The sequence below is a fragment of the Clostridium sp. BSD2780061688st1 H5 genome (assembly GCF_005845155.1).
Taxonomy (GTDB): domain Bacteria; phylum Bacillota; class Clostridia; order Lachnospirales; family Lachnospiraceae; genus Claveliimonas; species Claveliimonas intestinigallinarum.
Genome location: NZ_SPGT01000010.1, coordinates 87,879 through 104,880 on the forward strand (window position 1 = coordinate 87,879; position 17,002 = coordinate 104,880).

Below are 17,002 nucleotides of genomic sequence, written 5' to 3' on the forward strand. Positions count from 1 at the left end.
CTAAAACCCTCCTTCTTCTTTGTATGATTTGCTGTTCCGGTATGTGAACAGAGCTCCCACAGCCAGAATGATGAACGTCAGGATACCGATGACCGCACCGATATTGTAGTACTGCTTGTCAATGGTCAGCTTGTACAGCCAGGTTACAAGCAGGTCCGTGCTTCCTGCCGTGGACGACAGATCCGTCACCGGGTCTCCTCCCGACAGCAGGTAGATGACGTTAAAGTTGTTGACGTTTCCTGTAAATGTAACGATAAGGTACGGTGTCGTCACGTACAGCATGTAGGGCAGCGTGATCTTTGTAAAAGTCTGGAATGCGTTGGCTCCGTCCACCTTGGCCGCCTCGTAGAGCTCCGCCGGAATATTCTGAAGCACGCCGGTAAGCTGCAGCAGGGTGTAGGGAACACCTACCCAGATATTGACCACGATGACCGTCACACGGGCCCATGTTGGATCCGTGAAGAATGGAAGGCTGGCATCCTGGGCAATGAGGCCCAGATTTCTCAGCAGCACGTTGATGGCTCCCTCGGGCTGCAGCATAGTCCGCATGATCAGAAGGGATACGAACATAGGCACCGCACAGGAGAGCACAAAGCAGAACCTCCAGAAGCCTTTGGCCCTTGTCCCCTTCCGGTTGATCAGAAGAGACACGATCATACCGAAGATATAGTTGCTGAATGTGGCAAAGAATGCCCACACAAGAGTCCATACCAGCACAGGCCAGAATGTGCTTCCGATGATACTGCCGGAGTCAAAGAGGGCCGCGAAGTTTTCAAGCCCCACCCAGTCAAACAGCATCAGATGGTTGTCGATCTTGCTGTAGTTCGTGAACGCCATGCAGATCATAAAGATCAGCGGCAGCACGGTAAAGGCAAAGATAAATACCACCGGCGGCGTCATGAGAAGCCTGTGCAGGTTCTCGTGAAGCAGGGATTTCAGATCCTCTCTGAAATTGTTGACGTGGCGTCCCTCTTTTGCCAGGCACTCCGCCTTGTAGGCGCTTCTTAAAGCTCCCCGCCATGCGCAGACCATAAGCAGCGTCAGAAGCACGGTAGCCACGCCGTACAGAAGGATCAGCACCGACTGATCGCCCTCTGTGTATGTGTAGATCTGGTTTGCCTCATCCCACACTTCCTTCTGGGGTACGGAACCCAGGGAGGGGAGCATGGCCAGAAAGCCGGCCCCGTTTACCACCATAAACACAATGTATGCCACTTCCACGGCCAGATAAATCAATCCTTTTATGATCTGTCCGTGCATAATATTTCCAAATCCCATGAGGACCATGGAGAGCTTTGTCTCCATACCGCCCTCTCTGATGGCTCTCGTACATGTATAGGGAGTCGGAAAATCATTTACTTTCTTTTTTATAATTCCCATCCTCGTCACCTCATTGCCTTCTGTTATGAAATTCCATCACTGTTCATTGCATCGTTCATCTCTTCGGTCTGCTCCGCCGCGTTGTCGTGGGTAATGTTTCCGTTTCGGATACCCTTGCCCATGTTCTCCACAGGCGTCCAGCAGTTGTTCATCTTAGACACAAAAGGCTGAAGGATGGACGTGTTTTCAAATGTATTGTTCTGGGCAGCCACAAGCTCGTCCCCGGCAAAATCCGGCTGCTCCAGCAGTTCCGTGTGGCAGGGGATGACGCTGCACATCTCGTAGTGTGCCTGCTGCGCCTCCTCAGATCCAAGGAACACAGCCAGCTCGATGGCCGCCACCATGTTGTCACAGTTTGGATTGACACCAATGGCCTTGGATCCGGCGTAAGCCATCATCTGCACTTCTTTCCCGTTCAGCGTGTAGGAAGGCAGAGAGGCAACCCCCATATTGTCGCCCAGCGCTTCCTTCACCGCGTTGGCGTCCCATGATCCGGAGAACATGGCGTTGATGCTGCCGTCGCGGAGTCCCGCGATACCGGAACCGTCGGCATCGATGCGGAAATTCGGATGGCTCTCCAGATCGATCAGATAATCCGTCACTTCCTGTGCTTTCTCACCGCCAAAATCCACGCCTGCGTCCTCATCAGTACCGTCTCCGAACAGGGTGCAGCCGTTGCCGATATAGAAGGCCGGCAGATACCAGGAGTTTGTGAAGGGGAAGGATACCACTCCCTTCTCCAGCATGGTGTCAAGGTTCTTGATATCCTCCTCGGAAAATACCGATTTGTCGTAGTACATGAACCATGTGTTGGTGGTGAAAGGCACGCCGTAGAGGTTGTCGTCCATGGTAAGGGACGCGATAACCTCCTCCGAGTTGTTTGACTCGATCTCATCTCTGTACTTTCCGCCGAATTTCGCCAGTGCATTGGCGTCCGTCATGGTGGTCAACGTGTCGTTGGCAAACATGAACACATCCGCGCTGGCCTCCGGGTCCTGGGACACCTGCCCGGCAGCGCTGGCCTCGTCGGCCACACCGTAGACAAATGTAATGTCCCACTCAGGATGCTCATCGGCAAACCTCTCGCACATTGTCTGAAGCCATTCTCCGCTGTCCTTTGACTGGTCATTGGACGGAGACCATACCATAAGCCGGACCTTCTCCGCGCCATCGGAAGCACCCTCTCCCGAGGCGGCGCATCCGGTCAGTCCTGCCAGCAGCCCTGCTGCGAGCAGCAGAGCCAACCCTCTTTTCATCATCACTTCATCTCCATTTCTTCAAAAGTTTCGTATTGTTTCGTTCTTTTAACAGCATACTCTATTTATCTCACCTCGTCAATAAAAATATTGTGCGTTTTCTTTGAATTATATGTTTTTCATAGATTGCAATCCAAATCTTTATGCATTTTCACAATATTCCTTGTTCTCTCTTTTCTAAACTCGCCGAAACTTATTGTATTTTTACGCAATATCACATTGATTTCCCCGAAACTTTCCTCTATAATAAATATATCTATTTCCACATAAGAGGGGGGCCGAAAAAATGGCTACAATACAGGATATTGCGGACAGGCTGGGGATTTCCAAGGGAACAGTGTCCAAAGCTCTCAACGGTGCATCAGACATCAGCGAAACTTTACAAAAAAATGTACTGGAGACAGCGGTGGAGATGGGATACTCCAAACTGCGCCGCCCCGGCGGCGTCCGGAAGCTCTGCATCCTTATAGAAAATATGGAGTACCAGGAACCACACCAGTTCGGCTATGAGATCATCCTCGGCTTCCGGCAGATGGCAGAGCCGGCAGGCTACACAGTAGATATCGTCCCGGTGACGGAAAAGCTGCAGAAAAGCTCCTCCTACGACGCTTTCATGCTGAAGAACGATTACCTGGGCTCTTTTGTTCTGGGATTTTCCTTAAGCGATCCCTGGATGAAGGACTTCCACACAAGCCACACCTCCACTGTCCTCTACGACAACTACGTCATGGCCAATCCCCACATCGCCTATGTGGGAATTGACAACAACGAGGGCATGGAGCTGGCAGTGGCCCATCTGAAGAAGCTGGGACACAAGAAGATCGGATACTTAAGCCACGCTCTGGGCTCCCACATCATGCAGGTGCGTCACAAGGCCTTCTTCGCAGCCCTCCGCCAGAACGGTCTGAAGACGGATCCCACCTGCGCCGGGGCTTCCTACTACACCTCCCAGTGCATGGAGAAACATCTGCCCCGCCTTTTGAAGATGGGCGTCACAGCCGTCATCTGCAGCCACGATCAGATCGCCAACGCGGCTCTTGTGCAGTGTCAGCAGATGGGCCTTAAGGTTCCCGCCGATGTGAGCATCATCGGCTTTGACGACCTTCCCATCTGTGCCTACACCTCCCCGCCCCTCACCACCGTGCGCCAGGAGCGGGTACAGCTTGGGAAAAGCGGCTACTACGCCCTGGAGAGCCTGATGAACCATGTGGCTATCGGCACTCTGCTGCTCCACGCCCGCCTGGTGGTGAGGAGCTCAACAGACACAGCCAGAAAAAAGGCGGATCCTGCCGTATAGGATCCGCCTTTGTCTTATCTTACATCAGCTCCGGGATTTCCCAGAAGCGACGCCCGTATATCGTGCTCCAGCTTCTCCAGCTCCGCCTCCGCCTCCTGCCGTTTCCTGCGGCCCTCCTGCTGGATGCGGACCGCCTCGCTCATGGTGCTGATCAGGTTCTCGTTCGCCTTCTTCAGCGTCGCGATATCCACGATGCTCCGCTCTGACTCCCTCGCCACGTCCAGGGTGTTCTGCCTGAGCTTTTCCGAGTTCTGCAAAAGGAGCTGGTTCGTCGTATCGGTAATATTTCGCTGCAGCTTCAAAGCCTCCTGCTGCCGGTACAGCCCCAGCGCCATGACCATCTGGCTCTTCCACAAAGGGATTGTCTCCTGGATCGCTGTCTGGATCTTGTCAGCCAGAAGCTTGTCATTGTTCTGCACGAGCCGGAGCTGGGGAGCCGTCTGGATGGCGATGGTCCGGCTCGTCTTCAGGTCGTGGATCTTCTTCTCAAACTGGTTCACCGTGTCCTCAAAATCCCGGACGATCTGGGCGTTCATGGGATCGCCGCTCCTCTCGGCCTCGGCCCGCAGGGAGGGGAGCGTCTGCTCCCGCAGTTCCCGCAGTTTCTCTTCTCCTGCCGCGATGTAGAGCTGAAGCTGCCGGAAGTAGGACAGGTTTTTCTCATACATGGCGTCCAGCATGCCGATGTCTTTGAGCATCTCCATCCGGGCCTCCTCCAGCTTGCCCTCGATCCTGTCCACCTGGACTTCCAGCTTCTCGTACTGCATGAGGAATTTCTTCACTTTGGACTCCGCCTTCTTAAAAATGCCCATGATCCCGCCCTCTTTCTCCAGGGAGTCAAAGTCCAGTCCCTCCACATTGGCGATAAGTCCGGTCATCAGCTCACCCACATATCCTGTGTCCTTTGCGCGGACGTTATTCAGGATATTCTCGGAGAAATCCGCGATGTTCTGCTTCGCCCCGGCGCCGTACTGCATCAGCATCTGGGAGTCCGTCAAGTCGATCTGCTCCTTCAGCTCCTCCACCTTGCGCCTCTCCTCCGGCGTGAGTGAAGTGATCTGCTCCTTCAGGGCGGCCGGCGTCTCCTCCGCCGGTGCATCCTCCGCCTGTCCTCTCTGCTTTCTCAACATATCCAGGGTTATCTCTGCCATAGCCATTCTTTCCTTTCTGTTATTTTCGCCGGGTCCTTTACCGGAGCCCGTCTATGATCCGGCGCATCACATCGTAGGAGGGTACCTGCGCCACCTGGGTGATATTGTCAGCGATGCCCGGCACGCCGAGCTCCTTGTCCGATATCTCATAGTTTCCCGTGCGGAAACCGTGCTTTTCCCACGCCAGCTTCTGCACCTCTTCATCCTGCAGTCCCCGGATCAGGGTCTTCCCCGCATCGTCCAGAGCGATCAGCACATGGGCGGACCACACGGTAGGAGCCGGGTAGAGCACGACGATGTCGTCCCGGACCGACTCATACTCTTCCGGATGCAGCATGGCGTACTCGATGATCTGGCTCTCGTACCCCGCCGCAATGGGAGTGGCTCCCACGCCCATCCGCAGGAACTGGCTGAACAGATCTGAGGAGGAGGTCTCCATGTATCCCAGCTTTCCGAAAATCGCCTGGAGCTGGGGCAGGATCTCGTCCACCTTCTCCGGAGTCAGCGTCTGCCCCCCGTTCAGCACATCCGCCAGAAGAGCCGCAAACATATTGCCCGAGTTGGAGCGGGCCGGATCCGTGGTATCCACCGAGACCGTACCGTACAGCTCCGGCACGCCGATGTCCGCCCAGGCCGTATCATTCTGGATCAGCTCCACCAGCTTCGCCATATCGACATAGTTTACGTCCCCGTCCTTCGTGATCAGCCCCTGGCTGTCAAAGGCGTCCAGCACGATCTTATGGGTGTAGAGGACAATGGGCGTGTTGAGGAGGATCTCGCTCTGGGCCGGGCTGCCGTGGAGCTCCTCATAGTACTCCAGTGCGATACTGCTGGACGGGAAGAGATAATTTCTCCCCTCCAGATCCGCTGTCATCATGTCGAGGGAGCCTGCCTTGGAGTAGTCCACCTCCAGTCCGTATTTCTCTCCCAGGATGGACAGTACCTCCTCGTCTTCCAGAAACCCGATCTTCTCGCCTCCCACATAGCCGGATACCGCTGTCCGCGGCTGTGTCTTCCCTGTTTCCTTCTCTTTGCCGTCCCCCGAACCGCCCGTCAGGAGGTAGATGCCTCCCACAGCCGCCATCACGCAGATCAGCAAAACAAGTCCTATGATCTTCTTCCTCATGTACTACACTCCTGTCTCCTTTTCGTTTCCCTGGCCGTCCCTTCCCTTATCACGGCCCTCCTCCTGCCGCACCTCGTACCCCTCCGAGCGTAGCGTCTGCCTGAGCAGGTTCAGGTCAGCCTCCATATCCATCAGTTCGTTCTGCATCAGTTTCTGGAACTGCATCCGGAAGGCGTCCTTGAGCGTCAGGACCGCCTCCGCTGTGTTCTGAAAGATCTTCTCCGACTCGTCAGTGAGGAGCCTGGTGTCCTGGAGCTCCACATAGTTCTCCAGCACGTTGGCCGCCGTCTCCTGGTAGTAGTCGATGTAGCGTCTGGCGGACGGGATCTTCCTCGGGTTGTCGGTCAGGAATTTCAGGATGTTTCCCGCAATGTCGATCAGTTCGGACGCGGACTGGCGCAGGCCCGGCGCCTGGATCCTGTCCGCCGCCTCCCGCATCCGCCGGTAATCGCGCCCCGCCTCCTGCAGCCTTTCATGGAGTACCTCCCCGTTGCCCAGCTTCTCGATATCGATCCGCCCGATCCGCCTCACCGGGCGCAGCACCAGGAGGAACCCGGCGTAGGACACAAGGGAGAGCCCCATACACAGAAGCATGTTCCACCCAAGCCCCACGAGGAGCGCGGCGAAAAGCACAAGCGCCAGAATGGCGGAGACAGCGATGCTTACGATTTCTTTCCATTTATCTTTCATAGTACTAGTTATATCCTTTCACACTGCGGAATGCCTCTGTCAGATCCTGCGTCCCGTCAAAGACGCGGCCTCCCGTCGCCTCTGCCAGTTCTTCCAGCTGCGTGGGGTCCGCCGTCCCGAAGGTGATGGAGAACACCGGCACATCGATCCCGAGAATATCCCAGGCCTCCTGGAACGTCTGGTAATTGTAGTCCGACACGCCGTCCGTCATCAGGATGATGGCAGGCGTATACTTTTCCAGGTCGTAGGACGACGCCTCAGCCAGAGCCTGCGCCGCCGCGTTGTAGATATCCGTGCCGCCTGCGATCTGGAAGTCCGCCACCTTCTGGTAGAGCTGCGCCAGAGCCTCGTCGGAGTCGTCCGCCGCCCGCTCTATATCCAGGATCGTGTTGTCAAAGAAGATCACCTCGTTGACCTCCCCCGCATTCGCCTGCAGGAAATTCCTGCTGGCATTTTCCTGCAGCAGGATCTGGGACATGGCGTCTTTGAGCTGAGCCTCCCCGGTCCCCTCCATGCTGCCGGAGAAATCCAGACAGTAGATGTTGAGGGAGGGCTTCTTAAAGCTTGTCTGGTACAGGTTCAGCGCCTCCATCAGCACGTCTGCGTCCGGCATCTGGATGGGCGAGAGGATCCGCTCCGTGTCAACGCCCCACTCTTCGTTAAAAACATCCTTATTCTCATCCGAGACGCCGTTCGCGCTGATGCGCCGGCCGGTCGCCTCGATCTCACTCTGGGCCTCCTTCGACAGCAGATACTGCTGCACAGCCTGGAAGGCCTCCTCCTTCTGGCTGTCCCCGTGATCCACATACCCGAGGGGCGAGTCCGCGATGGACAGGCCGTCGTAGGGGTAGACGATATAGAGCGGCTCTTTTCCCTCGCTCTCCAACTGCCGGTTGGCGTCAATGATCAGGCACTCGTAGTTGACCATGGCGTCGTAGCCCTCCTTGAGGAACAGGTCCTTCAGCCAGTCGGAGCTGCCGGAGCTGCGCTCCACGCCGCCAAGAAGTTCCGTGATGTCAGCCCGTAGCTGCTCCCCCTGAAGGTCTTCCGCCGTCATGCCCTCCTGCTTGCCCAGAAGCGCGTACAGGAAACCTATGTAGGCGCTGGCCCCGGAGTTGGACTGGGTGGCGCTCGTCATACAGAAGCTCATCTTTCCACCCTGTATGGCGGCCAGGATGTCTTTCACAGAGACGTCTTTCCCCTTAAATCCCAGTTCCTCCGCCAGGCTATCCCGGATGCCGAAGACCACCGGCGTCATGGAGATGGACTGACTGTGCTTCACCAGGTGGTCCACATCCCCCATGGACAGCCAGATACTGCTGGCCGGCCAGACGGCGTCATACTCTTCTGCGCCGCTCTCCAGAGCCCGCATGATATCTACAGAGCCCTTGTAGTCCATCTCGATCTCCACGCCGGTTGCCTGGCTGCACTCGTCTATCACCGCCTCCAGCTCCTCGTTCTCCGAGCCGGACAGGATGCGGATCGTCCCGTCCGCCTTCATGATCTCAGCGGACGCATCCCGCTCCTTCTCTTCCGTCTTCGCCTCACCCGGCGAGCCCGCGCATCCTGTGAGCAGGAGAGCAAAAGCCAGGAATAAGGTCAGAGCTGTTCCAAATTTTCTTTTCCTCATAAGACAATTCCTTTCTTCGACCTGCGCGGCACATGCCGCTGTTTGATCCTTCTGTCTCTATTTTCCTTCATTTTGCGCATTTGCTCTATCAACTCCGGGTAAAATCTACGTAAATTCCCTGTTAAGAGCGCGGCTCCTCATGTAGGATTTCTACATCCGCGCATGGATTTACCTGGAGTTTACGCATTTTTTCGCAAACTCTCATCCCGACTTAATATTTGTCCTGTATAGTAACTTTGGAAATTTTGTATCCGAAAAAAGGAGGAAAGAATTCTATGAGAAGAAAATGGCACAAAGGCGCCGCCATCACACTGGCAGCGGCCATGCTCTGCGCACAGGGTGCTCCCGTATCCGCCCTGGCCGAGGAAAATGTCCAGGCAGACGAGACCGTCACCCCGGACGCGGAGACCGCCAAGACAGATGCGGAGGCAACGGAAAACGGCAGCACCGCACAGGACGCGGCGGAAACCGAAGGCATGGATGTGGAAACATCCGAAGCAGACGAGACCGTTCCTGAAGAAAGAACAGAACGTACACAGGAGACTACAGCCTCTCCAGCCACAGGCGCAAATACACTCCAGACACCGGCCGCAGACAGCGGCAGTGCGGTAGAATACCTGACGCTCCAGCCCGGGGAGACCAGCTCTTCCGTAAACCTGAACTGGTACGCGCCGGCTGGCACGACAAAGGCACAGGTAAAATTCGGCGGCATGACGGTGGATGCAACCGTACGTGAACTTACACCCCCCACAAAGGTAGATGAAAGCAAGTACACCGACACAGGCAAGATGGTCTGTGAGGCTACCATTACAGGGCTAGCAGCGGGAACTGAATATACATATCAGATCTCCTATGACGGCGGTCAGACCTGGTCTGAGGCGCACACCTACACTACACCGGCGGCCAACAGCTTCAAATTTGGCTTCACCAGCGACCCGCAGATCAAAGAAGACCAGTCTCATGATGATCAGGGCTGGAACTCTTCGGATGGCACAAACCAGACCGGCTGGGCGACCATGATGGAGAAACTGGCCTCTGAGGGCGTCAGCCTTGTAGTATCCGCCGGAGACCAGGTGGAGGATCAGAGCTGGGGCAAATCCAGCGAGTACGCCGCCTTCTTCGCCCCGGAGGAGATGTCGTCCATCGCGTATGCTCCGGCAGTGGGCAACCACGACCGCCATTACATGTTCGAGGACCACTTCAATCTGCCCAACGAAATGTCTGTGGCAGGCGTGGATGAGAACGGCGCGCTCGCCCAGGTAAAGACCACGTTCCGGGGACAGAACAACGGCACAAGCCAGAGCCACGGCAACTATATCCAGGCGACGGCGGATGAGATCGCAAACGGCTCCGAGTCCAACGGCGTAACCCCAAATGCAGAGGGGCAGTATGACTTTGCGGAGCGCCGGGAGATGGAGACAAAGGGCAACTACTATTATCTCTATGACAATGTGCTCTTCGTCACCCTGAACACAGGCGCTTATCCGGGAGGGAATGATGAGGAGAATGCAGGAAACGCCAGCGTGCCCAGCGCAGCCAAAGATAACTTCGAGGCTGAGGCCATGGTGGACAACTTCCGCACCACCATGAACGCAGCCGTCAGCGAATACGCGGGCCAGTATCAGTGGCTGATCGTAACGCATCACAAATCCACCCAGACCGTGGCCAAGCATGCGGCGGACTCTGACATTGAAAACTACGTGGACGCAGGCTTCGAGAAGGTGATGGACGAGTTTGACGTTGACTTCGTCCTGGGCGGACACGACCACGTCTACTCCAGAAGCTACGTGCTCAAGGACGGAGCGCGCAACGCGGAGCGCCTGGACAACTATCACGATCCGGACGGCACCATCTACCTGACCGGCAACTGCTGTTCTGACATGCAGTACTACACTCCCTTCGCTTCCGTCGACAAAGCGAACAATGCGGACTATCCGGTTCTTGCGGACGGAACGACAGGTTCCCAGGAATATCTGAAGGGCAAGCTCCCCATCGGCAACCAGGAGTGGAACCAGGAGTACAGCCCCAGCTACGCGGTATTCGATGTGACAGGAAATGAGATTTCCGTCCATGTATACAACCTTGCCGGCGACAGCGCATCTCCGGACAGCGAGCTCATCGACTCCTTCAGCGTGACGAAGAACGCAGACGGCGGAGCAAAGACGGCCGGCACCGAGAACGGGAAAGTTTCCGCATCCCTGAACCTGACACAGGAAGGCCGCTACGATGCGGGCATGACAAACGCAGACGGCGGTGTCATGGAGATCGTGGACTACAATACGGCAACCGGATGGGCCTACGCCATCAACGGACAGACCGGCAACCTGACCGCCATCCCCATGAAGACGCTGGCAGCAGGCGAGACCGTGGATCTGCTGGACGGCAGTGACATCGATGTAAAATCCATGATCGAGGCAGAGTGCGAGGGCTTTACATACGGCGACATGACTTCCGTGGCGGTCTCCGCTGACGGTACAAAGCTTGCGGCTGCGATCCAGGCCGAAGGATATGCGGACAGCGGCCGCGTGGCGCTCTTCACCTGCAATGAGGACGGAACCCTTACATTTGAAAAAGCCTATGAGACAGGCACCCAGCCGGATATGGTGACATTTACGCCGGATGACAGCAGGGTGCTGACGGCGAACGAGGGCGAGCCGAGGAAAGGATACGAAGGAGACGCGACAGATCCGGCAGGAACCGTAACGGTGATCTCTCTTGCGGACGGCAAGGCAGTGAACGTCGGATTTGAGGCATATGACAGTGCGGAGGCAAGACAGGCTCTCACAGATGCGGGGATCGTGCTGAAGAAGGGATCTGTTCCGTCAGCAGACCTGGAGCCGGAGTATATAGCAGCGGGAAACAGCACGGCATACGTGACGCTGCAGGAGGCCAACGCCATCGCAGCCATCGACCTGAACAGCCTGAAAGTGACAGGCATCTACTCCGCAGGCTATGAAGACTACAGCACTGTAGCAGTTGACATTGATAAAAAAGATGAGGCTTATAATCCGAAGACCTACGAATCCCTGCGGGGTATCCGCATGCCGGACAGCATTGCGCTTTACTCTGTGGACGGCACGGACTATGTTGTAACGGCAAACGAGGGGGACTCCAGAGAGTGGGGCGACTATCTCAACGAAGACGAGAGAGATTTCAAGGACGGCCAAACCTCCCCGACAGGAAAGATCACGGCAAAGAACAGCGGCCTGACAGGGAAGGTGGTATTCTTCGACAGCAGTGATTACGACGGGCTGGATGCAAACCTGGATTACCTGTTCGGCGGACGCTCCTTCACCGTATACGAGACGGACGGAAACGGCCTGACCGAGGTGTTTGACAGCGGCAGCGACTTCGAGGCAAAGACAGCGATCTATGTACCGGAGAACTTCAACTGCTCCAACGACGATAAGTCGATCGATGACCGCTCCGGAAAGAAGGGACCCGAGTCCGAGAGCGTGACACTGGGAACTGTCGGGGAGAAAACCTATGCGTTCGTGGGGCTTGAGAGAGTCGGCGGCGTGATGGTCTACGACATCACAGATCCGGCACACATCAGCTTTGCAAACTACATCAATTCCAGAGACTACAGCGAGGATATCGCAGGCGACAACTCGCCGGAAGGACTGTGCTTCATCCCGGCAGGCGAGAGCTGGGACGGAAACGCTTATCTGGTGGCTGCATGCGAGGTGTCCGGCACAGTCGCCGTCTACGGTGCTTCCGCCAACACAGCCTATGATCCCGGCACAGAAAACCCGGATGACGGACAAAAGCCCGGAGACGGCGATGACCAGAACCCGGATGACGGGCAGAAACCAGGGACAGGCGGCGAGGATCAAAAGCCCAGCACAGCCAATAGCCAGACAGGCGGGCAGAACACCTCCGGAAAGAAAGCGGCAAGGACCGGAGACGGCAGCAATTACACACTGTATCTTCTTCTGGCACTGGCAGCAGCAGGTTCTGCCACTGCTGTCATCGTGATCCGCCGCAGAAAAGCACAGTAAAAAGCAAACGCCTTTCATAGGACAGGGCAGACAAAGTTGATGGCATGTCCCACCCGGGACATGCCATATCTTTGTCTCTTTGCTCTGTGCCTGTCTATTCAGCTCTCCATCTTCTCCTTTAACATCTTCATGAACCTGTGTACGTTTTTCTTGTCACAGCTGGTGGGATAGTACATCCGTATCTCACAGTCCTTCTCCAGCCGTTTCTCCGCCTCCTTCTGCACGCTGCAGCTGTAGGGAGGAGATGTTCTGGCTGATGGCAGTCTGGGAGACATAGTTCATATTTCCGGCTTTTGTAAAGCTCTTGCTCTCGATCACATCCACAAAATATTTGTACTTCCATATGCTGCTCACCTGGCGGACCTCCTACTTGCGTCGCGGGACATCTACCCCATCAGTTTTCCCACCTGACCTGCGATCTTCGTGTTGCAGCGGATCTGCTTCTGCACCCGCTCTCCCGTGCGCACAGACTCAAACACAAGGTAGGCCACCGTGTCCTTCTCCACCTGCTGCACTGTCGTCTTCAGGTCTGTGTGCCTGTGGGTCCCGTTCAGCGCCCCCACAAAAGCGCCGTCAAAGCCAGCGACGGCCCCGCCGATGATAGCGCCTGTCAGTTTTCCCTTGGGGCGGGTCGTGCCCGTCGTCGTTGTGAACGTCTCATAATGCGGGCCTCCCCATATAAAGCTGACCAGGGCCCAGCAGGCGGCGTTCTCCACAAATGCGTCCCCAAAGTAGTAGAGCCCGTTTCCTCCTCTTCTGAAGTTCAGGCCCCCGATGTGGTACTGGGTCTCCTGTTGTTTCAGCGCGCTGATCCTCTGCTTTTCCGCTATGCGCGCCTGCTTTTCCTGATATTTTGCCAGGTACTCCTCCGGGGACATCTTCTCGTTGGCGAGATAAAACTGTCTCTCCTCGTCCGTCAGGACGGCCGTGGTCCCGGCTTTCTGCATCTTATTATTAATCTGCACAATCCTTTTGCCGATGTCGAACCCCTCTTTGAGCTCATCTGCTATCTTCTTCCAAAAGCCCATTTCCCGCTCTCCTTTCTTCATCCTGTCAGAGTCTGCTGCACATTGTCTTTCTCTATCATAAAACTTTCGGAAAGATTTTTCAACACTTAAAAAAGATCCCGTCTACGCCTCCCGGCTGATGACGCTGACCACGCTCTCCTTTCTCTGGGGAAGCCAGGCCAGATATGGCACGACGACGCCCAAAAGGAGCAGTATCGGGAACACCAGCAGCATGGGCCATATGACAAAATGGTAGTCCATGAACCACAGTCCCTCCGACAGAGCCCGCACAAGGGTCAGGGACAGGATACAGCCCGCTGCCAGGGAGGCAAGGATGGTAAACCCGGCGTAGCATACTCCCTCCAGCATGAGCATCCGCGCCAGCTGCCGCCTCGTCATACCGATGGCCTCCATCATGGCCAGCTCCCGCTTCCTGGTGACAATGCCGGTGAGGATGGAGTTGACAAAGTTCAGGACGCCGATGACGCCCACCACAGTGGTGAGGACGCCTCCCACAAGGGTGATAAGCCCGGTCATGCCGGAGAACTCGTTGGTATATCTCTGCCTGGACTCATAGTTCATCAGAGGCTCCTGAGAGGTCGTATAGGTATCAATAAATCCGGCAAAGTCATCCTCCCTGTCGTCCTCAACATCAAAGAGATAGCTCATGAGACACTCCGGCGAGGCCATCTCCTTAAACACCTCCGCCGCGGTGTAGAAGGAAAAGGCTTCTCCCTTCCTGGTGGTCAGCCCGTAGTAATTCTCCTTCACAAGAGAGAGGATCTCAAACTGTCTCTTCTGCCCGTCCGGGGCCACAAGAGTGATGGCGTCCCCGGCGTGATAGCGTATCTGGTCCTCCTCCACATTCCCGTTGTCGTCCACATCCGCCATACCCAGCACATACTCCCCTGTGGCCAGCTTTTCCCTGATAGCGTCCAGGTCCGTCTCCCCCTCCACAGGCTCCAGCTTCTCCAGGGGATAGTCCTCCATCCCGTAGACAGCCGCCCTGTAATTCCCGTTCTTATCCTGCCAGTAGGGCTGCTTGCTGCTGCCCATCATATAGTAGAAATCCCCGTTCTCATCTGTCAGCACGTTCTCCGTCGGCCTGTAGGTGGACGCCTCCAGGGAGAGGTCAGCCGTCATGTAGATGCGCCCGCCCCTCTCAAAGCCCTCCTGCTCCTGGCAGGCCTCTATGAAGGACTCGGTCAGGTTCTCCTCCTCGATGCCCTCCTCCATGCCGAAGTATTCATAGTTAAAGTACCTGGCGCTGGCGATGAGGAAATCCGAGGTGACGAACCGGCTCAGGAATTTGTCCATAGAGAAGGAGCTGGTCACTGTGAAAATGCTGTTGAGAAGGACTACGGAAAGGGACAGGGACAGGATGACGACCAGGGTCTTCCCCTTGCTCCTCCCCAGACCCGACAGGGCCATCCGCCAGAGCTTCCCTCCATCAGTGGTGCGCTTCTCCTTCCGCCTGCCCTTCGCCCCTTCTGTGTACCGAACCGCCTCCACAGGGGACACCCGGGCCGCGATCCGGGCCGGCTTCCTGGTGGAGATGCCCACTGTGACAAGGGTAAAAAGAACCGCTCCCAGGAAAATGAGGGGATTGAGGGACACCTCCACCTCTCCTCCCGCATAAGAGCTCCTTGCCAGCACGAGAGGCACGATCCACTTCCCGATGAAAAATCCGAGCACCAGCCCCGCCGGGATGCCGAGCACTGCCAGCCTCCAGGCCTGTCTCCTGACAATTCTCCTGATCTGGGAGCCAGTGGTCCCCACGGTCTTCAGAAGCCCATAGTACCGGATATCCCGGATGACAGAGATCTGGAACACATTGTAGATGATGAGGTAGCCTGTCAGCAGAATGATGCCAAGTCCCCCTACAGCGCCTGCGATCGTCAGAGGATCCTCACCTGCGCCGTCGGAGATGTAGGCCCAGTTGGCATTGCTGGACAGATAGTCCGGATCCCCCTCCGTCACCGAGTAGCCGCTCTCCGTAATAACCCGGTCCAGCTTCTTCTGGATACCCCAGGAGTTGGAAAAATTCACATCCATCTGGATGTTCCCGGTACTGCCGATGGCGTTTCCGCTCTCGTCCCGATAGGCGTCAAGCTCCCCGGCATGCTCTGTCAGGTAAGCCTTGGAGGTGATGACAAATCCCACATTCAGGGCCGGGTCGGACTTCAGGATGCCGGTCACGGTAAAGGTCCTCTCCTCCACTTGGGGCTCCAGCTGCCCGAACTGGAGGGACAGGGTGATCTGCTGCCCGGTCTTCTCCGGCAGTCCCAGGAGCTGGAGCGTCATATCGTCCACCAGCACCTCGTCCGCTCTCTCAGGCACGGTCCCCTCCTTGAGAGTGAGAAAGCGATGGGGGTAGTGGTACTCCGGCACATACCAGAGCTCCACATGCCGCTTTAAAAACTCCGGATTCAGCACCCCGTCGGAGAGCACCTCGCAGGCCGCGCTCTCCTTCACAAGGGGATGGGCCGCCAGCTTCTCATACTCCTCCATGGTCACGTTCTTGATGACGCCGTGGCTGTCACCCCCTGACTGGCGCATGGTGGCCAGCTGAAAATTCTCCACCGTCCCCAGTCCGATGGTGAAAAGGGCGGTAAACAGCATGGCGGTCAGGGCGATAGCCAGCACGGCGATGACATTCCTTGTGCGGCTGGGCTGAAAGCTCCGATCCGCCAGCCTTCCGATAACTTTCCTGTTCTTCACCTTACGCATCTGCCTCACCGCCCTTTCCCCGGATGCGCCCGTCCTCGATGCGCACGATGCGGTCCGCCATCTGGGCAATCTCCTCGTTGTGGGTGATCATCACCACCGTCTGTCCGAAACGGCTGCTGGTCACCTTCAGAAGGCTTAGCACGTCCTGGCTGGTGACTGAGTCCAGGTTGCCTGTGGGCTCGTCGGCCAGGAGGATGGCCGGCTTTGCAGCCAGAGCCCGGGCAATGGCCACCCGCTGCTGCTGCCCGCCGGAGAGCTGGGAGGGCAGGCTGAATTTTTTGGACTCAAGCCCCAGGATGTCAATGATGTCCTCCACAAATTTCCTGTCCGGCCTGTTGCCGTCCAGCTCCACCGGCAGCACGATGTTCTCGTACACGTTCAGCACTGGAACCAGGTTGTAGCTCTGGAACACGAACCCGATCTTCCTGCGCCGGAAGATGGTGAGCTCCTCGTCCTTCAGCTTTGAAATGTCCCTGCCGTCCACCCACACCTTCCCCGAGGTGGGCCGGTCCAGGCCTCCCAGCATGTGCAGAAGGGTGGATTTCCCGCTTCCGGACGTGCCCACGATGGCTACAAACTCGCCCAGCTCCACAGACAGGTCCACCCCGTCCAGGGCCTTCACCAGCGTGTCGCCGCTGCCGTAATATTTCTTCAGTTGACTGGCCTTTAATATACTCATACAGATAACCTCCTCGCTGACGGCTCCCCGGCCTGCCGTTGCGCTCCTTCCCGCA

General features: G+C 56.6%; 12 protein-coding genes. 2 read left to right on the forward strand and 10 right to left on the reverse strand.

The genetic code is table 11. From position 1 onward, the window contains the following. Together FGQ86_RS08285 and FGQ86_RS08290 are read right to left on the reverse strand one after the other, a co-directional pair. A complete protein-coding gene (locus FGQ86_RS08285) occupies window positions 1–1,380 on the reverse strand; it encodes a sugar ABC transporter permease (protein ID WP_076777982.1) in 1,380 nt (459 codons plus the stop codon). Window positions 1,381–1,403: 23 nt separating this feature from the next. Beyond that, complete coding sequence (locus FGQ86_RS08290) at window positions 1,404–2,639, reverse strand: extracellular solute-binding protein (protein ID WP_138303474.1); 1,236 nt, start codon at window positions 2,637–2,639, stop codon at window positions 1,404–1,406. Window positions 2,640–2,922: 283 nt separating this feature from the next. Between FGQ86_RS08290 and FGQ86_RS08295 the strand changes: the two genes are divergently transcribed. Then, on the forward strand, window positions 2,923–3,933 hold the full coding sequence (locus FGQ86_RS08295) for a LacI family DNA-binding transcriptional regulator (protein ID WP_138303476.1): 1,011 nt from the start codon (window positions 2,923–2,925) through the stop codon (window positions 3,931–3,933). Between the two features lie 14 nt (window positions 3,934–3,947). Here the strand turns inward: FGQ86_RS08295 and FGQ86_RS08300 are convergent, their stop codons facing one another. The 4 genes from FGQ86_RS08300 to FGQ86_RS08315 are packed head-to-tail and all read right to left on the reverse strand — an operon-like array spanning window position 3,948 to window position 8,530. Beyond that, window positions 3,948–5,084 (reverse strand): toxic anion resistance protein, encoded by a 1,137-nt coding sequence (locus FGQ86_RS08300; protein WP_138303479.1) that lies wholly within the window; start codon window positions 5,082–5,084, stop codon window positions 3,948–3,950. A gap of 37 nt (window positions 5,085–5,121) precedes the next feature. After that, complete coding sequence (locus FGQ86_RS08305) at window positions 5,122–6,210, reverse strand: substrate-binding domain-containing protein (RefSeq protein WP_138303480.1); 1,089 nt, start codon at window positions 6,208–6,210, stop codon at window positions 5,122–5,124. A 3-nt stretch (window positions 6,211–6,213) separates the two neighbouring features. Further along, a complete protein-coding gene (locus tag FGQ86_RS08310) occupies window positions 6,214–6,900 on the reverse strand; it encodes a 5-bromo-4-chloroindolyl phosphate hydrolysis family protein (protein ID WP_138303483.1) in 687 nt (228 codons plus the stop codon). Between the two features lie 4 nt (window positions 6,901–6,904). Beyond that, the gene (locus FGQ86_RS08315; protein ID WP_138303485.1) at window positions 6,905–8,530 is read right to left on the reverse strand and encodes a VWA domain-containing protein; all 1,626 of its coding nucleotides are present in this window, start codon (window positions 8,528–8,530) and stop codon (window positions 6,905–6,907) included. 275 nt (window positions 8,531–8,805) lie between these two features. Here FGQ86_RS08315 and FGQ86_RS08320 point away from each other — a divergent pair, with 275 nt between their 5' ends. Next, window positions 8,806–12,531 carry a choice-of-anchor I family protein gene (locus FGQ86_RS08320; RefSeq protein WP_243127200.1) on the forward strand — a complete coding sequence of 1,242 codons (3,726 nt, stop codon included), beginning with the start codon at window positions 8,806–8,808 and terminating at the stop codon, window positions 12,529–12,531. Window positions 12,532–12,714: 183 nt separating this feature from the next. Here the strand turns inward: FGQ86_RS08320 and FGQ86_RS08325 are convergent, their stop codons facing one another. From FGQ86_RS08325 to FGQ86_RS08340, 4 genes are all read right to left on the reverse strand, one after another. Further along, window positions 12,715–12,885, reverse strand: a complete 171-nt coding sequence (locus FGQ86_RS08325) for a LysR family transcriptional regulator (protein ID WP_138303487.1) — start codon at window positions 12,883–12,885, stop codon at window positions 12,715–12,717. Window positions 12,886–12,917: 32 nt separating this feature from the next. Then, window positions 12,918–13,559 carry a hypothetical protein gene (locus FGQ86_RS08330; protein WP_138303489.1) on the reverse strand — a complete coding sequence of 214 codons (642 nt, stop codon included), beginning with the start codon at window positions 13,557–13,559 and terminating at the stop codon, window positions 12,918–12,920. 102 nt (window positions 13,560–13,661) lie between these two features. Continuing rightward, window positions 13,662–16,268 carry an FtsX-like permease family protein gene (locus FGQ86_RS08335; protein ID WP_138303491.1) on the reverse strand — a complete coding sequence of 869 codons (2,607 nt, stop codon included), beginning with the start codon at window positions 16,266–16,268 and terminating at the stop codon, window positions 13,662–13,664. Continuing rightward, window positions 16,261–16,947, reverse strand: coding sequence for an ABC transporter ATP-binding protein (locus tag FGQ86_RS08340; protein ID WP_033124445.1), 687 nt, complete (start codon window positions 16,945–16,947; stop codon window positions 16,261–16,263). The genes FGQ86_RS08335 and FGQ86_RS08340 overlap by 8 nt, the downstream gene beginning before the upstream one ends. Between the last annotated feature and the right edge of the window lie 55 nt (window positions 16,948–17,002).

Coding starts and splice junctions, on each gene's coding strand:
- FGQ86_RS08285 (WP_076777982.1), bottom strand. CDS start 1,380: ATGGGAATTATAAAAAAGAAAGTAAATGATTTTCCGACTCCCTATACA.
- FGQ86_RS08290 (WP_138303474.1), bottom strand. CDS start 2,639: ATGATGAAAAGAGGGTTGGCTCTGCTGCTCGCAGCAGGGCTGCTGGCA.
- FGQ86_RS08295 (WP_138303476.1), top strand. CDS start 2,923: ATGGCTACAATACAGGATATTGCGGACAGGCTGGGGATTTCCAAGGGA.
- FGQ86_RS08300 (WP_138303479.1), bottom strand. CDS start 5,084: ATGGCAGAGATAACCCTGGATATGTTGAGAAAGCAGAGAGGACAGGCG.
- FGQ86_RS08305 (WP_138303480.1), bottom strand. CDS start 6,210: ATGAGGAAGAAGATCATAGGACTTGTTTTGCTGATCTGCGTGATGGCG.
- FGQ86_RS08310 (WP_138303483.1), bottom strand. CDS start 6,900: ATGAAAGATAAATGGAAAGAAATCGTAAGCATCGCTGTCTCCGCCATT.
- FGQ86_RS08315 (WP_138303485.1), bottom strand. CDS start 8,530: ATGAGGAAAAGAAAATTTGGAACAGCTCTGACCTTATTCCTGGCTTTT.
- FGQ86_RS08320 (WP_243127200.1), top strand. CDS start 8,806: ATGAGAAGAAAATGGCACAAAGGCGCCGCCATCACACTGGCAGCGGCC.
- FGQ86_RS08330 (WP_138303489.1), bottom strand. CDS start 13,559: ATGGGCTTTTGGAAGAAGATAGCAGATGAGCTCAAAGAGGGGTTCGAC.
- FGQ86_RS08335 (WP_138303491.1), bottom strand. CDS start 16,268: ATGCGTAAGGTGAAGAACAGGAAAGTTATCGGAAGGCTGGCGGATCGG.
- FGQ86_RS08340 (WP_033124445.1), bottom strand. CDS start 16,947: ATGAGTATATTAAAGGCCAGTCAACTGAAGAAATATTACGGCAGCGGC.